Raw genomic sequence first — 15,940 nt, 5'->3', positions numbered from 1 at the left:
CGTGTTCACAAACTCGGCTTAACACTCTCCGCCTTACTTTAAAAGCTCCCGCGCCCGGCACAGCAATAGGACTTACTCATCTAGTCTGCACGGCCGTTTTTGTCCGGGGTCAACAACGGATTTTTTTAGTGCCGCTGGCATGATGGAAACCGAGCCCACGGAATTTGGATGAAGTGAACAAGAGGAGCACGTATGGGAACGCTGGATAACAAGACTGCCATTGTCACGGGGTCTTCCCGCGGAATCGGCGCAGAAGTTGCCAAGATCCTCGCAGGTGAGGGTGCCGCCGTCGTGGTTAACTACCGCCAGAAGGCGCCTCGCGCCAACAAGGTAGTGGCCGGGATCCAGGAAGCAGGCGGACGCGCAGCCGCAGTAGGCGCTGACCTCACTACCGATGAGGGTGTTCACGCATTGGCAAGCACCGCCATGGAAGAGTTCGGCTCGCTGGACATCCTGGTGCTCAACGCCTCCGGCGGTATGGAGTCGGGCATGGAGGAAGGGTATGCGCTCAAGCTGAACCGCGACGCCCAGGTCAACATGCTCAATGCAGCCGTACCGCTGATGCCCGAGGGCTCCCGCGTGGTCTTCGTCACCAGCCATCAGGCGCACTTCGTGGAAACCGTACCGACCATGCCCGAGTACGAACCCGTGGCCAAGAGCAAGCGCGCCGGCGAGGACGCCTTGCGCGCACTCCTGCCCAACCTTGCTGACAAGGGCATCTCCCTTGTGGTCGTATCGGGCGACATGATCGAAGGCACAGTAACAGCCACCTTGCTCGACCGCTCCAACCCGGGAGCCATCGAAGCCCGTCGCGCAGAAGCCGGCAAACTGTACTCCGTGGAGGAGTTCGCAGCCGAGGTCGCCAAAATGGTGACCGCCGACGTCGAATCCGGCCACACCGAGTACGTGGGCGGCGCCGACTACTTCAACAAGTCAACCGAGTAGCCCGCACATTAACGTAACAGCGGTCCGGGACACGTGTCCCGGGCCGCTGGTGTTTAAGCCTCCCAAAGCTTTCAAGAATGACAGTTTCATAAATTATTGAGCTTTTTGCGTCACGAATTGGCAAATGTTGTTTTGCTCTTTTTACTTTGCATTAAGTGATTCCATCTGATTGACTCTCCAAGGCGCCCTCATCCTTGGCTGCAAGCAGGCCGCATAAATCCGGATCGCGGTTGACTCCCCAGGGCGGCTATTGTCCCTTTGCTTTAGGAGCTTTCTTTGGACCTGTTATTGCACGCTGATGATATTCATGCTTCGTATGATCATCGGCGAATCCTTAAAGGCGTCGGACTTTCAGTACAACGGGGCGAGATACTGGGGCTGATCGGAACCAACGGCGCGGGAAAGACCACCCTGATGGGCGTACTGGCAGGATCCCATAAACACGACGCCGGACTGATGACGCTGGCTGGAGAAAAGTATGGTCCGGACTCAATCGAGGAGGCACAAGCCTGCGGTGTCGGGCTCATTCCACAGAACTTCCGGATCGACCCCGAGCTGACCATTGCAAGCGCCATTTTTCGCGGCACGTTCCAAGCCGGCAAGCCCCACCATGAGCTCCGCGACCAGGCAAGCAAGTTGATTCGCGACATCGGCATCAGCTTGAATCCGGACATGTTGGTGGGAACGTTGATTCGCGCCGAGCAAGCCCTTGTGGAAGTCCTGAGAATGGTGGCCGAAGAAGCCCAGCTGGTCATCATGGACGAAGTTGCCGCCTCGCTGCCGGATCATGATGTGGCTGTCCTGCATCAGGTGTTACGAATGCTGGTCAGGCAAGGACGCGCCATCATCTACATCACGCACCGTCTGGATGAGGTCCGATCCATTGCGCACCGTATCGCGATTCTCAGGGACGGACGGGTTCACAAAATACTGGAAGCCAGCCATACCGACGTCGATGAACTTGCCTTCCTCCTGCTTCAGCAGGAACTTGAGGGCAGCGCCAGACCTACAAACCCCGCCGGGGGAGAAGAAGCCCTGCGGGTGGTGAACCTCAGCGTGGAGCAAAGGGTCCGGGAGGTTACCTTCAACGTGTCCAAGGGAGAGATCTTTGGCCTGGTTGGAACGCATCGCTCAGGTGTCTACGAGTTGGTCGAAGCCCTTGCCGGAGTGCGCCCCAATACGTCGGGGCATATCCTCATGCATGGCCAACCGGTGCAGATCCGGAATGTCCAGGATGCCTTGAGATTGAAAATCGGCTACCTGTCCGATGCCGCCGACAACGGTGAGGCAACAGGCAGCATCGTGGAGGGCCTACAGGGTAGTGCTGAAACGCGCGAGGCAAACCTGGAGGACGAGATTTCCCAACTCAGAGGAGTAGCTGAAGTAGTTCGACAAATGAGCATCAGCACCACGAACATCCACGGCGACATCACCACCCTTTCCGGGGGTGACCGGCAGAAGGTGCAACTCGCCAAATGGATGGCAACCGACTGTGATGTGTTGATCCTCAGCCATCCGAGCCGGGGCATTGACATCGGCGCTAAAGAGGCCGTTTATAGGATGCTCAATGAGCTCAGCCAGACGGGGGTAGCCACGATTCTCTTGTCCTCTGACTTGTCCGAACTGATCAGCTGGTGCCACCGGGTGGGAGTGATGCGCGATGGCGAACTTGTCACTATCGAGGCCAACGCCAACACCAATGAGGATGTGCTGGTTCATCACATGCTGGGCGTGAAGTTTGAATCCGGCGGCGGCGATGCCCGCCGGGCAAGAAACTGACGCAGTAACTTGGCGTGAAACAACAGTTCTTGGAGCGGAACGAGGCTCCAGGGCGAAACAGCAAAGGGACGGTAGCGCGTTGCGCCACCGTCCCTTTGCTTTCGTCGTGGGAGATCAGATGGTGATGTCCTTGGCGAGGTTCTTGAGCTTGTGCCTGGCCAGCGCCAGGTTCGCGTAGGTGCGGTCGAGAACAAGGTAGACGAAGAGGCCCCTGGAACCGCTTGAATTCAGGACGTTGATGAGGTGGTACTGGGTGCCGAGCGTAATGAGGATGTCTTCAATATCGCTTTCGAGGCTTAGGTCCGCCATGGTGCGCAGCTTTGCACTCACCACATTTGAGTTACCCGCAGCAGCAACGCCGAGGTCGAAACCCGGGCTTCCGCCTTGTGCCAGGGCCATTCCGCTCGAATAGTCCACCACAGCCGCGCCTGTTGCTCCTTCGATGGCCAGCAGTTGCTTTATGGCTTCATCAAGTGTGCTCATGTTGGGTTGTTCCTGTTCTGTTGTGTAATTGGCGGTGTTCGCGAAGTAGGCAGCCCGGGACGCTTCCCCGTGGTCATCAGCGCGGAGAATTTCATCGAATGGCGTTAATTGTTCGTCCGGCGCGACTGGATCGTAGTCAGTCGATTCGACTCCTTCGACGCGCTTCCACCATTTCCATGTGCGCTCCGAACGGTTCACTTCCTGCCCCCGCACTTTCGTCATCCCGGTTTGCCGCCTACCTTGCGGAGTTATTGATAAGAGTCCTCACTTTACACAAACTTCGCCGCATCAATGCAAAACAATGGCCACAATCGGATAAGCGCCTATTTAGCCGGGGAATTAGTTTCAGTTTGATAAATTGTTGATTATTCTGCGTCACGAAAACACTTTTGCTGTTTCGTTATGGCCGTCGATCTTCACGAAGATGCCAGGGCGCTCGATGGCATGCCGAAGCGCCGGTGGAAAGATTCCACCGGCGCCTGTGGTGCAACGTGAAGCGGCGTCCCGCTGGCGATGCCCTGACTTCAGACGTTTGCGATGTGCCGAACGGCGTCAAGGTAAGGCATGGTGATCACAGCGTCGGCTACTGCGCGCACAGCTGGCTTGGCGTTATAAGCGACTCCAATGCCTGCAGCGCCGAGCATGTCCAGATCATTGGCGCCGTCGCCCACAGCAATGGTGTGCTCCATGCCGATGGCTTCCGCAGCCGCCCACTCGCGCAAATACTTCTCCTTGGCTGCCCGATCGATAACCGGGCCGAGCACCTTACCGGTCAGCGCGCCGTCGACGATTTCAAGCTCATTGGCAATCCAATAATCCAGGCGCAGTTCATCAGCAATGGGACCCAGGATTTGGTTGAACCCTCCGGATACAACAGCAACCACGTGGCCTGCTTCCTTGAACGCGGCTACCAGTTCCGCCGCCCCAAGGCTAAGGCGCACCTCTTTGCGAACAGAATCGACGACGTCGGCGGGCAGGCCGGCGAGAACAGCAACCCGGGCATGCAGGCTCTGGGCGAAGTCCAACTCGCCCCGCATGGCAGCCTCGGTGACGGCGGCGACTTCCTCGCGCTTTCCGGCGTGGGCTGCCAACAATTCGATGACCTCTTGCTGGATCAATGTTGAATCAACATCCATGATGAGGAGTTTGCGCGATGCTTGGCGCAAGCCCTCCGGAACTATGGCTGTATCCACACCGGCGCTGGCAGCTTCAGTTACCTGACGACGCATCGTGGCAAGGTCAGCCGCGGTTTCCGCACCCACAGTAAGAGCCGCCGTATAGACGCCAAAGCGCTCATCGCCAGCGTGTGATTCCGACGACACTGCAACACCAGCGCCTGCAAGCACCTTCCGCACATCCTCGAGGGATTCTGGGGTCAAATTCGTGCCATAGCTGACTGCAGCCAAGTTCAAAGTCATGGCCTCAATCCTACTGAGGGCGCTACGTCCATCCGAATTCGTTTCAGCTGATAAACGAGTACAAACGCCAGTTAGCAGTCATATGCATTTTTGTCCTAGTGTCTACTGCTATGAGTGATGTTCTGGAATTGGCTTCCGTCAGCGTTGTCCGAGGCAAGAAGACCCTGCTGGACAAGATCGACTGGGAAGTCAATGAGGGCGAACGCTGGGTCATCCTGGGACCAAACGGCGCCGGCAAGACCACCCTTCTCCAGATAGCCGCGGCCCGCCTGCACCCCAGCAGTGGCAAGGCTGGCATCCTCGATGAAACCCTGGGGCGCGTTGATGTCTTTGAACTCCGCCCCCGCATCGGCCTGTCTTCGGCAGCACTCGCTACCCAGATCCCCGAGCACGAGAACGTCCTGAACGTCGTGGTCACCGCGGCCTACGGCGTCACCGGACGTTGGCGTGAGGGATACGAACGCGACGACGAACGCCGTGCCTTCGGGTTACTCAACGATTGGGGGATGGGCCCCTTGTTGAACCGCACGTTTGCCACGTTGTCCGAGGGTGAGCGCAAGCGTGTCCAGATTGCCCGGGCGCTGATGACCGATCCCGAATTGCTTCTCCTGGACGAACCCGCAGCCGGGCTTGACCTGGGTGGGCGCGAAGAACTGGTCCACAAGCTTGGCGAGCTCGCCAGCGACGAAGCAGCTCCGGCGATGGTCCTTGTCACTCATCACCTTGAGGAAGTGCCTCCCGGATTCACGCACGCCATGCTGCTCCGCGAAGGCGGAGTGGTGGCTGCAGGCCCTATCAAGGAAGTCCTCACCGACGAGCACCTCAGCAACACCTTTGGGCTGGCCTTGGACGTTTCGGAAAACGCCGGCCGCTACACCGCCACCGCCCGCCGCTAGGCCGGGGACGTAGTCAAGATGGAGATCCTTAGCGGCATCCTGGTCTTTTTCGCGGGCTTGTGGGCCGGCACCATCAACGCGGTGGTTGGTTCCGGCACGCTGGTGACCTTCCCCGTACTCATTGCCCTTGGCATCACCCCGGTGGTCGCTTCCATGAGCAACGCGATGGGATTGGTAGCCGGCACGGCTGCGGGAGCCTGGGGTTACCGCCGCGAATTGGCAGGCCGTGGCAGGCAACTCCTGAAACTCCTGCCCGCCTCCTTGCTGGGCGGTATCACAGGGGCGTGGCTGCTGCTGCATCTGCCGGAGAAAGTCTTCCATTATGTAGCCCCCGTCCTGCTGGTCCTTGCCCTCCTCATGGTGCTATTCCAGCCCAAACTGCAGGCATGGGTACGCAGCAGGGAAGAAAATCCGGAGCACGCCATCCGGGACCGCAGCCACGGTGTCCTGCTGGTGGTTCTTGTGTATCTGGCCGGTGTTTACGGCGGATACTTCGTTGCTGCGCAGGGAATACTCCTGGTGGGCATCCTCGGGGTATTCCTCACCGGAACCATGCAGAACGCCAACGCCATGAAGAACTTCCTGGTACTGGGCGTCAACATGGTTGCGGCAATTTCTTACCTGATCTTCGCCTTCGACCGCATCAACTGGCTGGTAGTCCTGCTCATCGCAGTCAGCTCCACCGTGGGCGGCCTGATCGGTTCAAAGGTAGGCCGAAAGCTATCCCCACGGGTTCTGCGGGCAGTGATCTTCGCCCTCGGAATCGTGGCCCTGGGCTTCATGATCGCCAACCTGCTGAAATAATCAGCCGGTGACGTTCCATTATCTTGAGTCCGCCAACGATCCCCGCGTGACGGACTACACCACGCTGACCGATGTACACCTCAGGAAGCTGCGCGAGCCCCGGGAGGGTATGTACATCGCAGAATCCTCCAAGGTCCTGCGCCGCGCTCTGGCTGCGGGCCATCAACCTCGTTCGTTTTTCCTTGCCGAGAAGTGGCTGGAAGACCTTGACGACGTTTTCCAGGCGTATCCTGACGTTCCGGTCTTCATTGGCAAGGCATCCTTGCTGGAAGAAATCACGGGATTCCACCTGCACCGCGGCGCCATGGCTGCAATGCACCGGCCGGGGCCCGTCCCGTTGGTGGATCTCCTGGCGAACGCGCAGCGAATCGCCGTACTGGAGGACATCGTGGACCACACCAATGTGGGGGCCATCTTCCGCTCTGCCGCAGCCCTTGGAGTGGACGCGGTGCTGGTGTCTCCCCGATGCGGGGATCCTCTGTACAGGCGTAGTGTTCGCGTCAGTATGGGCACCGTTTTCCAGGTTCCCTGGGCCCGGCTGAAGAGCTGGCCGGACGACCTCTCCCAGCTGAAGGAGCAGGGCTTCACAGTGGCGGCCATGGAGTTGACCGATGATGCCGTGGCTCTCGACGTCCTCGCAGCAAGGGAGATCCCCAAGTTGGCCCTGGTGCTCGGAACAGAAGGTGCGGGCATGAGCGATCAGACGTTGGACGCCGTGGACCTCGCCGTCAAGATTCCCATGCGTGCAGGCGTGGACTCACTCAACGTCGCAGCCGCCTCGGCCGTGGCATTTTGGGAACTCCGCCCGCATGGCTGAGCGCAGTTCGTGCAGCATGGCCGTTTCCGCTATCATTGGTTGTTGGCCCGGCAGCTGGAATGTTCGCATTGCAGCAAAGGTCCACCTCCATTCATACCTGGCAGCTGGCAAAATCCAGTTGCGTGAACAAAAGGTCCCATTATGAAGTCTGATATCCACCCGAAGTACGAAGCTGTTGTTTTCAACGACCTGGCTTCCGGTACGCAGTTCCTGACCAAGTCCACCGTGTCTTCTTCGAAGACCATCGAGTGGGAAGACGGAAACACCTACCCGGTTATCGACGTCGAAATCTCTTCGGAGTCCCACCCGTTCTACACGGGCAAGCAGCGCATCATGGACTCCGCTGGCCGCGTCGAGCGCTTCAACGCTCGCTTCAAGGGCTTCGGCGGCAAGAAGTAACCCACTTCACCCCTAGGCTTTTCAAGGCCCGTATTGCTGGATTACCGGCAATGCGGGCTTTTGCGTTTTCCGGCAAGATGGACACCATGAATTCCCAGCTCACACCTGAAACAGAACCCAACGACGCCGACACCCGCCTTCACGGCGAATACAAGGTCCCGGGCGGCAAACTTGTGGTGGTGGACCTGGAGGTGGCCGACGGGCGATTTTCCAAGGTTTCGGTGAGCGGCGACTTTTTCCTGGAGCCCGATGAAGCCCTTGAGGACATTAACAGGGCACTGACGGGACTCCCGGAGAGCTCGACAGCGGCAGACATTGCCGGAGCCGTTACTGCCGGCCTCCCGGAAAGCGCGGTTCTGTTCGGTTTCTCTGCCGAGGCGGTGGCCGTAACAGTCCGCCGTGCGCTCTCGAAGGCGACGGGCTGGGCGGACCACCAATGGGAACTCATCCCGCCTTCGGTACTGCCCACCCAGATGAACGTGGCCTTGGACGAAGTCCTCACGGAGGAAGTTGGGGCGGGGAAGCGCAACCCCACCTTGCGGTTCTGGGACTGGGAAGAACCATCCGTTGTCATTGGCAGCTTCCAGTCGATGCGGAACGAGGTGGATGCGGAAGGCGTTTCCAGGCACGGCATCACGGTGGTGCGACGCATCAGTGGTGGTGGCACCATGTTCATGGAAGCCGGAAACTGCATCACCTATTCGCTGTACCTGCCGCAGACGCTGGTGGATGGAATCAGCTTCGCCGACTCCTACGCGTTCCTGGACGCCTGGGTCATGGCCGCACTGGAGAAGCTGGGCATCACCGCCTTCTACGTGCCCCTGAATGACATCGCCACCGATCAGGGCAAAATCGGGGGCGCAGCACAGAAGCGACTGGCCAACGGAGGGATGCTCCATCACGTCACCATGAGCTACGACATCGACGCCGACAAAATGGTTGAAGTCCTTCGCATCGGCAAGGAAAAGCTCTCGGACAAGGGAACACGGAGCGCAAAAAAGCGCGTAGACCCGCTGCGCCGCCAAACAGGTCTTCCGAGGTCTGCCATCATTCAGGCCATGCAGGATGTGTTCACCGAACGCTACGGTGCCGTGGAAACCCGGCTCACCGAAAGCGAACTGGACGAAGCTACGAAGCGTGTGGACGCAAAGTTCGGCACGGAGGCATGGTTGAACCGGGTGCCCTAGGTCTGTTCGATCAGCCGGCGGCTTGTGCCGTCAGCGCCCTCAGCAGGTGGCTCCGTTGCTCGATGACGATACGACGCAAGGCACGGGGGGCGCCGGTGTGGTCACGAAGCCAGTGGTCGGAACGCACCAGGACCGGGTGATCGGCAGGCCGCGTGCCTTCTGGCAGGTTTTGGGTTCCCGGGAAGAGTCCTCGAACAATCCTGCCCGCGATTTCAATGCTGCGTTCGGACCACACGCGCTCAAGGCACTCGAAGTAGGGCTCGACGTAGCGTTCCAGAAGGTCTCCGGGAGCGGTAGCGAAGCCCGCTATCGTGGCGCTGAGGATCTCGTTGGAAAGTCCGGTGCCGTTGACGGTGGAATCCCAGGCAGCTGCCTTGACTGATGGGGCCGGTCGGGCTGCTGAGGCCAGGGCGTGGCCTTCTTTACCCGATGCTGTCGTATCCGCCTCGAGCTCCCGGTCCAGCTCGGCGAGGGTCGCTTGTCCATGGGCTGCCAGCGCCTGCCACAGGCTCCAGCGCAGCTCAGCATCCACCGCCAGGCCCTCCACCACGGTGCTGCCGTCCAGGAGTGCCCTGACAAGGATCAGCTGGCTGTCTCCGTGCCGGGAAACCTCTGCCAGGGTCCTGGCCCAGGCAAGTTGCTGGTCAGAGCCGGGAGCAGCAACCCTCAACTGCTCAGCGGCCACGCACAGGAAGTCCTTGCGCACATCCTCACGGGTTCCCACAGGGATGTATCGTTCAATGGCACTTGCAGCATTGCCCAGCACGTTGAGCAGGACCCCGATGCCCGTCTCGGACGGGCCGAACTGTTCGACGGCGGCCACGTAGCGGGCCGCTGGAGTAACGCCGTCCCGGGCCGAATCCCACAGTGCGGTCCAGCAGAGGGCGCGTGCCATGGCGTCCGGGATCTTATCCAGTGATGTCCGGACAGTGTGTTCAGATGCCGGATCCAGCCGTACTTTGACGTAGCTCAAGTCCTCGTCATTAACCAGCAACAGCGCTGGCCGGCGCTTTCCGTTCAATGCAGGCACCAACGTGCTTGGCCCGGTGACGTCCACGTCGATGCTTTCAGTCCTCACCAGGGCACCGGTGGAGTCGGTGTCATACAAGCCCAGCCTCATGCGGTGCGGACGGAGTTCCTGGTGGCCGGTCAGGGGATCGATGGCCTCTTGTTGGAGTGTCACTGCGCCGAACACTCCACCGTCCTCGACGATCTCCGCGGCAACGGTGGAGATACCGGATGTCTGCAACCATTGGCGTGCCCAGTCGGCAAGGTCCCTCCCGGAGGCTGCGCTGAGCGCCTGGAGGAGGTCCTGAAGGGACGTGTTACCGAATTCGTGATCACGAAAATACTGGCGGGAACCCGCGATGAAAGCATCAAAACCGACGTATGCGACCAACTGCTTCAAGACCGAGGCACCCTTGGCGTAGGTGATGCCGTCAAAGTTTTGCTTGGCGGCCTCAAGGTCCGGGATGTCCGCCACAATGGGGTGCGTTGTGGGCAGCTGGTCCTGTACATAGGCCCACGCTTTGCGCTTGCTGGCGAAATTCACCCACGCGGTGTCCCAGCCCGTTGCACGGTCCACACCAAGGGTTCCCATGTAGTCGGCGAAAGACTCTTTGAGCCAGAGGTCATCCCACCAGTTCATGGTCACGAGGTCACCGAACCACATGTGGGCCATCTCGTGCATCAGCGTATTGGCACGGGCCTGGTACTGGGCATCGGTAGCGCGGGAAGCATACACATACTTCTCCGTGAAGGTCACCAGCCCGGGGTTTTCCATGGCTCCGAGGTTGTATTCGGGCACGAACGCCTGATCATACTTACCCCACGGATACGGGTAGTCGAAGAGGTCATTGAAGAATGCCAGCCCACTTTTGGTCAGCCGGAACAGCTCGTTGGCGTCGAATGAGTCCGCCAAGGACGCGCGGCAGTAAAGTGCCAGCGGGACCTCAAGGCGGGTGTCGTCGTCGAGCGTTGCTCCCCAGTGATCCGTAGCCTTGAAGTAGGGACCGGCGAGGACTGTGGTGATGTACGTGGACATGCGTTTGGTGGTGGCAAAATCCCACCGGGCAGCAGCGGGATCACCCTGCACCGGCGCGCGTGCCTCTTCAACCCCATTGGACGCGACTTCCCAGCCGGCGGGAGCAATCACGTGGAAGGTAAATTCGGCCTTGAGGTCCGGCTGCTCAAAATTGGCGAAGACGCGACGACTATCCGCAGGCTCATATTGCGTGTAGAGGTAGCACTGGCCATCGGCGGGATCCACAAAGCGGTGCATGCCTTCCCCGGAACGGCTGTACAGCGCGGTCCCGCTCACAGTGACGGTGTTCTCCGCGGCGAGGCTCTGCAGGATGATCCTGTCGCGATCAACAACTGACTCCACGTCAAGCGTCCGGCCATTCAACATCACCGACTCGACGCCGCTGCTGATGAAATCCAGGAAGGTGGCAGAGCCGGGTTCGGCGGAGAAGGTGATGGTGCTGATGCTCGGGTATCCGGCGACGCCGGGATCTGCCGCGTCGCGGACATCGAGGGTGACGTCGTAACTGTGGGTAGTGATCAGGGCTGAACGGGTAGCGGCTTCATCGCGCGAGAGATTGTGATTCGACACACAGCTATCTAATCATGATCAAGGCGGCCCCCAGGCCCAGTAATGCGATGAGCAGCCAGGAGCCCAACGCCACCAGCATTGCGCGACCTCCCGTATGAATCAGGGTCCGCACACGTACCGCAGACCCCAGCCCGAACAGCGCCGTCGCCAACAGGATGTCCTGAACAGCTACCGCAATTTCCAGTCCCGTCGGAGGCACCCAGCCCAGGGAGCGAACCGCCACCATGGAGAGGAAACCAACAACGAACAGCGGGACAACCGGCGGGAATCGCGCGTCCGCGCCATCAGCTGCATCGCCGGTCCCGTTGGCGCGTTTCCTCACATGGACGATTCGTTGATGCACCCCGGCGGCTGCCGCAACAGGTGCCAGAAGGACCACACGGGTCAACTTCACGACGACGGCGATTGCCAGCGCTGAAGTACCTGCGGTTTGCGCCGTGGCCACCACCTGGCCAACGTCGTGCACTGAGGCCCCCGTCCATGCTCCGAACTGTTCGGGACTGAGGTCCAAGGGGTGCATAAGGAGTGGCAGTACGCCAATGGCAAGGGTGCCGCACAATGTCACCAGTGCCACGGGGAGCACTGTGTCTTGGTGTTTGATACGGCGCACGGCTGCCATCGCACCGATGGCGGAGGCTCCACAGATGGAAAAGCCCGTGGCGATCAGCAGTGCAGCCTCGCCGGGCAGGCGCAGCAGGCGCGCCAACCCATAGGTTCCCGCGAAGCTCACCAGGACAACGCCGCCGATCAGGAGCAAAGACAACCACCCCAGGCCAAGGACGTCACCAATGCTGACTTTGAGTCCCAAGAGCACGATTCCGGCACGCATGAGGTGCTTTCCCGCTAAGTCCAGGCCTGGCCGCGCGCGCCCCGCTGTCAGGACTGCCGTGCCCGGTATATTGGCTGAGAGCAGGCCCAGGGCAACAGCGAGTGTCATGGCCGGGACCGCCGGAACCACGGTGTGGATCGCGAAGGCAAAACCCGTCGCGGCGATGCTCAGGACCAACCCGGGCCCCAGCCGGGACAGCTGGGGCGCAAGACTGTTGAAGGGCATTCCTCAACCCTGCCGGATGGGGCCAGGAAAGACGAACCGGGAGTACCCGGAAACCGCGACACAAACAGCGCGAAATGCGCCCGACTCAAAAAGGTGATTACCTGAATCCCATGTCTGACCTATTTCAGGATTACTCCGAGGCCGCCGCCCGCAGCGGCGCCTACGACGAGATGTTTGCCCAAGGCCACGTTGCCAGAAGATCCTATGGTCAGGTTTCAGGGGCTCTCCGCGAGCTTTCCCTGGCGGATGTCACCGCCCGTGCCGACTCCATGGCACGAACCTTCCTGGACCGTGGCGTAACGTTCGACTATGCGGGGGAGGAGCGGCCGTTTCCCCTGGACATTGTCCCTCGGGTCATCCCCGCCGATGAGTGGGACGTACTGGAGCGCGGCGTTGCACAGCGGGTCAAGGCCCTGGAAGCATTCCTGAACGACGTCTACGGGCGGATGGCAGTAGTCACGGATGGTGTAATTCCCCGGCAGCTCGTGACCACCAGCGCACACTTCCACCGCGCGGTGCATGGTTTCGAGCCATCGGGTGGCGTTCGCGTGCACGTGTCAGGTATCGACGTCGTTCGAGATGCAGCCGGGACCTTCCGCGTGCTCGAGGACAACGTCCGCGTACCCTCGGGAGTCAGCTACGTCCTGGAGAACCGGCGAGCCATGGCAAAAGGTTTGCCCGAGGCTTTCGGCCAGCAGCACATCAGGCCTGTGGAGGAGTACCCCCGCCGGCTCCTCTCCGCACTTCGAAAAACCGCTCCCGCAGGAGTGGACGATCCCACCGTGGTGGTCTTGACGCCGGGTGTCTTCAATAGTGCCTACTTCGAACACACCCTCCTTGCAGGTCTCATGGGCGTGGAGCTGGTGGAAGGCCGCGACCTCATCTGCCGCGGAAACCGCGTGTACATGCGGACCACTGCCGGGGAACAGCGCGTGGACGTCATCTATAAGCGCATCGATGACGACTTCCTGGACCCACTGCAGTTCAGGTCTGATTCCATGCTCGGTTGCCCGGGACTGGTCAATGCCGCCCGTGCCGGGGGAGTGACCATAGCCAACGCTGTAGGCAACGGCGTAGCCGACGATAAGCTCGTGTACAGTTACGTCCCTGACCTGATCCGGTACTACCTCCACGAAGAGCCGATCATCGCCAACGTCGACACTTTCCGGCTAGAGGAAAAGGAAGCCAGGGAGCATGTTCTTGACCGCCTCGACGAACTGGTGGTCAAGCCCGTGGACGGCTCAGGCGGTAAAGGATTGGTCATTGGGCCCGACGCCACAAAGGACGAACTCGAGGCCCTGCGTAAACGCGTCATCGCTGACCCCCGCGGATGGATCGCACAGCCTGTCTTGCAGCTCTCCACGGTACCCACGCTCTCCGGCGACAAATTTGGTCCCCGCCACGTGGATCTGCGTCCTTTTGCAGTCAACGACGGCGACGACGTCTGGGTCCTGCCCGGTGGCCTCACCAGGGTGGCACTCAAGGAGGGGTCTTTGATAGTGAACTCCAGTCAAGGCGGCGGTTCCAAGGACACCTGGGTCTTGGCAAACTCTCCGCAGTTGCCGGCTGAGATCATCCCCCGCCAATCCGTCACGCTTCGTGAGCAGGTTTCCGTATGGCCGGTGGAAAGCAACTGGCGGGACCGCCAAACGGAGCAGCAGCAGTGAACGTGCTCCACCAACACTTGAACTTCGATTTGCATCACGCGAAGGAGGCAGTTCCATGCTGAGCCGCATTGCTGAGTCACTCTTCTGGATCGGACGCTACGTAGAGCGTGCCGACGGTACTTCCAGGATTTTGGATGTGCACCTTGAGCGCTTGAACCACCTCCCCCTTGAGGAACAGCGAAGTGTCGCCCGTGAGCTCCTTGCCGTCATGGGCGCCAAGCCGCAGGGTGAAGAGTTCGGCCTCCCCGAACTCCTGCACGCCTTGGCCTACGACAAACACAGCGCGTCATCCATTGCAGGTTCCTTAGGTGCAGCCCGCGAGAATGCCCGACGAGCACGCGAAACTGTCTCCCAGTCCCTCTGGGAAAGCCTCAACACCACCTATTACGGCCTCAACCAGCATCGCAAGGACGTCGTAGGAACCTACCGTTTCTGTAACTGGGTTTTGGAGCGGACCGCCATGGTCCGCGGCCTCGCGGATACTACGGTCAGCCATGACGAGAGCTGGTTGTTCATGGTGCTTGGCCGCTCCTTGGAACGGGCCGATATGACTGCCCGGATGTTATCGACGCGCGACGTTCAGTCCGCTGGAATGTCATGGGTCAATATGCTCCGGTGTGCCGGTGCCTATGAGTCCTTCATCCGAACCCGCAGGGCAGCGTTCGGAGACCAGCACGCGGCAGAGTTCCTCCTGTTGGACAGGTTGTTCCCGCGTTCGATTGTCTATGCGTTGCGGGATGCCGATGAGTGCCTCGCCAAGTTGGATCCGTCGGCCCAGCGCGTGGGATTCATTAACGACGCCCGGCGGATTGTTGGCCAGGCGCGGACATTCCTTGAGTTCCACCGCACGGACGACCTCATGTCCGAACTGCCTGAACACATGGAACGTGTGCAGAAGGCCGTGACACAGGCCTCGGACGCAATTTCGCGCAAGTACTTCAATCAGGCTGACGAGCATGCCTGGGTGGGAGAAGTTTCATGACCCGGCTGAGCATCGTTCACAAGACTGCCTACAAGTACAACCGCCGCGTGACCTTGTCCTACAACGAGGCCCGGATGACTCCGCTGACCGACGGCCAGCAAGTTGTCCTTGAGGCCTCGCTGAAGGTCTCACCCAACCAAGCGTCCGTCAGTAACTATCGCGACTATTGGGGAACGCGGGTCACTGCCTTCGATATGCAGATGCCGCATGAGAGCCTTGAGGTCCTCGCCACGGCCACCGTTGAAGTGCACCGCACCGAACGGGTGGCAACCGAGGACGACATCGTGGGATGGGACGTCATTGCTTCTGAGAAGGTACAGGACGAATTCAGCGACTGGTTGCCCCAATCCCGGCTTAGCGGGCCCGGTGAGGAAGTTCTGGAGATCGTTCCGGACATCGTCAAGGGAAAGAATCCTCATGAAGCTGCGCTTGCCGTCTTCGCGTGGATGGCCGGTGAGATGACCTACATGAAGGGCACCACCGGGGTCACCACCAATGCCGAACAGGCGTGGTCCCAGCGTCAGGGCGTGTGCCAAGACCTGGCCCACCTGGCAATCGGTGCCTTGCGTTGCAGCGGGATTCCTGCGCGCTACGTGTCGGGGTACATCCATCCCCGCTCTTCGGCGGATATCGGCGAAACAGTAGCCGGCCAATCGCACGCCTGGCTCGAATGGTGGGACGGCGAATGGCGTAGTTGGGACCCCACCAACCACAAGCCGGCAGGGGACTACCACGTCACGGTGGCCCGGGGCCGTGACTATCGCGACGTTCCCCCGCTGAAGGGCATCCTGTCCGGTGGAGGCGGTTCGGGGCTCTCCGTTTCGGTGGAGATCACCCGCCTCGCATAGTATTTTTTGCACAGATAAGGCCCTCAAGAGCAGCTCTTAAGGGCCTT

14 protein-coding genes are annotated in these 15,940 nt (G+C 60.3%); 10 read left to right on the top strand and 4 right to left on the bottom strand.

Annotated features, from left to right (window positions below; all coding sequences use genetic code 11):
* Positions 1 to 192: 192 nt before the first annotated feature.
* Both ACLRGI_RS17055 and ACLRGI_RS17050 read left to right on the top strand, forming a co-directional pair.
* Positions 193 to 945: an SDR family oxidoreductase gene (locus ACLRGI_RS17055; protein WP_419202748.1), complete on the top strand. Its 753-nt coding sequence runs from the start codon at positions 193 to 195 to the stop codon at positions 943 to 945.
* A 276-nt stretch (positions 946 to 1,221) separates the two neighbouring features.
* The gene (locus ACLRGI_RS17050) at positions 1,222 to 2,724 is read left to right on the top strand and encodes a sugar ABC transporter ATP-binding protein (RefSeq protein ID WP_419202747.1); all 1,503 of its coding nucleotides are present in this window, start codon (positions 1,222 to 1,224) and stop codon (positions 2,722 to 2,724) included.
* Between the two features lie 114 nt (positions 2,725 to 2,838).
* Here ACLRGI_RS17050 and ACLRGI_RS17045 read toward each other — a convergent pair whose 3' ends face one another.
* Both ACLRGI_RS17045 and serB read right to left on the bottom strand, forming a co-directional pair.
* A complete protein-coding gene (locus tag ACLRGI_RS17045; protein ID WP_419202746.1) occupies positions 2,839 to 3,429 on the bottom strand; it encodes a roadblock/LC7 domain-containing protein in 591 nt (196 codons plus the stop codon).
* A 302-nt stretch (positions 3,430 to 3,731) separates the two neighbouring features.
* A complete protein-coding gene (gene serB / locus ACLRGI_RS17040; protein ID WP_419202745.1) occupies positions 3,732 to 4,625 on the bottom strand; it encodes a phosphoserine phosphatase SerB in 894 nt (297 codons plus the stop codon).
* Between the two features lie 110 nt (positions 4,626 to 4,735).
* Between serB and ACLRGI_RS17035 the strand changes: the two genes are divergently transcribed.
* The 5 genes from ACLRGI_RS17035 to lplAB all read left to right on the top strand — a co-directional run bounded on the left by ACLRGI_RS17035 (position 4,736) and on the right by lplAB (position 8,728).
* Positions 4,736 to 5,521, top strand: a complete 786-nt coding sequence (locus tag ACLRGI_RS17035; RefSeq protein WP_419202744.1) for an ABC transporter ATP-binding protein — start codon at positions 4,736 to 4,738, stop codon at positions 5,519 to 5,521.
* Positions 5,522 to 5,539: 18 nt separating this feature from the next.
* Complete coding sequence (locus tag ACLRGI_RS17030; RefSeq protein ID WP_419202743.1) at positions 5,540 to 6,325, top strand: sulfite exporter TauE/SafE family protein; 786 nt, start codon at positions 5,540 to 5,542, stop codon at positions 6,323 to 6,325.
* Positions 6,326 to 6,332: 7 nt separating this feature from the next.
* Positions 6,333 to 7,142, top strand: coding sequence for a TrmH family RNA methyltransferase (locus tag ACLRGI_RS17025; protein ID WP_419202742.1), 810 nt, complete (start codon positions 6,333 to 6,335; stop codon positions 7,140 to 7,142).
* 141 nt (positions 7,143 to 7,283) lie between these two features.
* The gene (locus tag ACLRGI_RS17020) at positions 7,284 to 7,541 is read left to right on the top strand and encodes a type B 50S ribosomal protein L31 (protein ID WP_017200906.1); all 258 of its coding nucleotides are present in this window, start codon (positions 7,284 to 7,286) and stop codon (positions 7,539 to 7,541) included.
* An 86-nt stretch (positions 7,542 to 7,627) separates the two neighbouring features.
* Positions 7,628 to 8,728 (top strand): lipoate-protein ligase LplAB, encoded by a 1,101-nt coding sequence (gene lplAB / locus ACLRGI_RS17015; RefSeq protein WP_419202741.1) that lies wholly within the window; start codon positions 7,628 to 7,630, stop codon positions 8,726 to 8,728.
* A 10-nt stretch (positions 8,729 to 8,738) separates the two neighbouring features.
* Here lplAB and pepN read toward each other — a convergent pair whose 3' ends face one another.
* Positions 8,739 to 11,342 carry an aminopeptidase N gene (pepN, locus tag ACLRGI_RS17010; RefSeq protein WP_419202740.1) on the bottom strand — a complete coding sequence of 868 codons (2,604 nt, stop codon included), beginning with the start codon at positions 11,340 to 11,342 and terminating at the stop codon, positions 8,739 to 8,741.
* A gap of 4 nt (positions 11,343 to 11,346) precedes the next feature.
* Positions 11,347 to 12,396 carry a YeiH family protein gene (locus ACLRGI_RS17005; RefSeq protein ID WP_419202739.1) on the bottom strand — a complete coding sequence of 350 codons (1,050 nt, stop codon included), beginning with the start codon at positions 12,394 to 12,396 and terminating at the stop codon, positions 11,347 to 11,349.
* A 110-nt stretch (positions 12,397 to 12,506) separates the two neighbouring features.
* Between ACLRGI_RS17005 and ACLRGI_RS17000 the strand changes: the two genes are divergently transcribed.
* From ACLRGI_RS17000 to ACLRGI_RS16990, 3 genes are read left to right on the top strand one after another with little or no spacing between them, the layout of a single operon-like run.
* Positions 12,507 to 14,063, top strand: a complete 1,557-nt coding sequence (locus tag ACLRGI_RS17000) for a circularly permuted type 2 ATP-grasp protein (RefSeq protein ID WP_419202738.1) — start codon at positions 12,507 to 12,509, stop codon at positions 14,061 to 14,063.
* A gap of 55 nt (positions 14,064 to 14,118) precedes the next feature.
* Positions 14,119 to 15,045 carry an alpha-E domain-containing protein gene (locus tag ACLRGI_RS16995; protein WP_062068749.1) on the top strand — a complete coding sequence of 309 codons (927 nt, stop codon included), beginning with the start codon at positions 14,119 to 14,121 and terminating at the stop codon, positions 15,043 to 15,045.
* Complete coding sequence (locus ACLRGI_RS16990; RefSeq protein ID WP_419202737.1) at positions 15,042 to 15,893, top strand: transglutaminase family protein; 852 nt, start codon at positions 15,042 to 15,044, stop codon at positions 15,891 to 15,893. The genes ACLRGI_RS16995 and ACLRGI_RS16990 overlap by 4 nt, the downstream gene beginning before the upstream one ends.
* The last annotated feature ends 47 nt before the right edge of the window (positions 15,894 to 15,940 follow it).

Origin of the sequence: Paenarthrobacter sp. PPS72, from assembly GCF_048537125.1 — a bacterium.
GTDB classification, from domain to species: Bacteria; Actinomycetota; Actinomycetes; order Actinomycetales; family Micrococcaceae; genus Arthrobacter; species Arthrobacter nitroguajacolicus_E.
The sequence above is the reverse complement of the archived record's forward strand: the minus strand, read 5'-3'. Positions and strand labels throughout refer to the sequence as shown.

Excerpts from the sequence above, each read along its gene's own strand:
- ACLRGI_RS17055 (WP_419202748.1), top strand. The coding sequence starts at position 193 with ATGGGAACGCTGGATAACAAGACTGCCATTGTCACGGGGTCTTCCCGC.
- ACLRGI_RS17045 (WP_419202746.1), bottom strand. The coding sequence starts at position 3,429 with ATGACGAAAGTGCGGGGGCAGGAAGTGAACCGTTCGGAGCGCACATGG.
- serB (WP_419202745.1), bottom strand. The coding sequence starts at position 4,625 with ATGACTTTGAACTTGGCTGCAGTCAGCTATGGCACGAATTTGACCCCA.
- ACLRGI_RS17035 (WP_419202744.1), top strand. The coding sequence starts at position 4,736 with ATGAGTGATGTTCTGGAATTGGCTTCCGTCAGCGTTGTCCGAGGCAAG.
- ACLRGI_RS17030 (WP_419202743.1), top strand. The coding sequence starts at position 5,540 with ATGGAGATCCTTAGCGGCATCCTGGTCTTTTTCGCGGGCTTGTGGGCC.
- ACLRGI_RS17020 (WP_017200906.1), top strand. The coding sequence starts at position 7,284 with ATGAAGTCTGATATCCACCCGAAGTACGAAGCTGTTGTTTTCAACGAC.
- lplAB (WP_419202741.1), top strand. The coding sequence starts at position 7,628 with ATGAATTCCCAGCTCACACCTGAAACAGAACCCAACGACGCCGACACC.
- ACLRGI_RS17005 (WP_419202739.1), bottom strand. The coding sequence starts at position 12,396 with ATGCCCTTCAACAGTCTTGCGCCCCAGCTGTCCCGGCTGGGGCCCGGG.
- ACLRGI_RS17000 (WP_419202738.1), top strand. The coding sequence starts at position 12,507 with ATGTCTGACCTATTTCAGGATTACTCCGAGGCCGCCGCCCGCAGCGGC.
- ACLRGI_RS16995 (WP_062068749.1), top strand. The coding sequence starts at position 14,119 with ATGCTGAGCCGCATTGCTGAGTCACTCTTCTGGATCGGACGCTACGTA.
- ACLRGI_RS16990 (WP_419202737.1), top strand. The coding sequence starts at position 15,042 with ATGACCCGGCTGAGCATCGTTCACAAGACTGCCTACAAGTACAACCGC.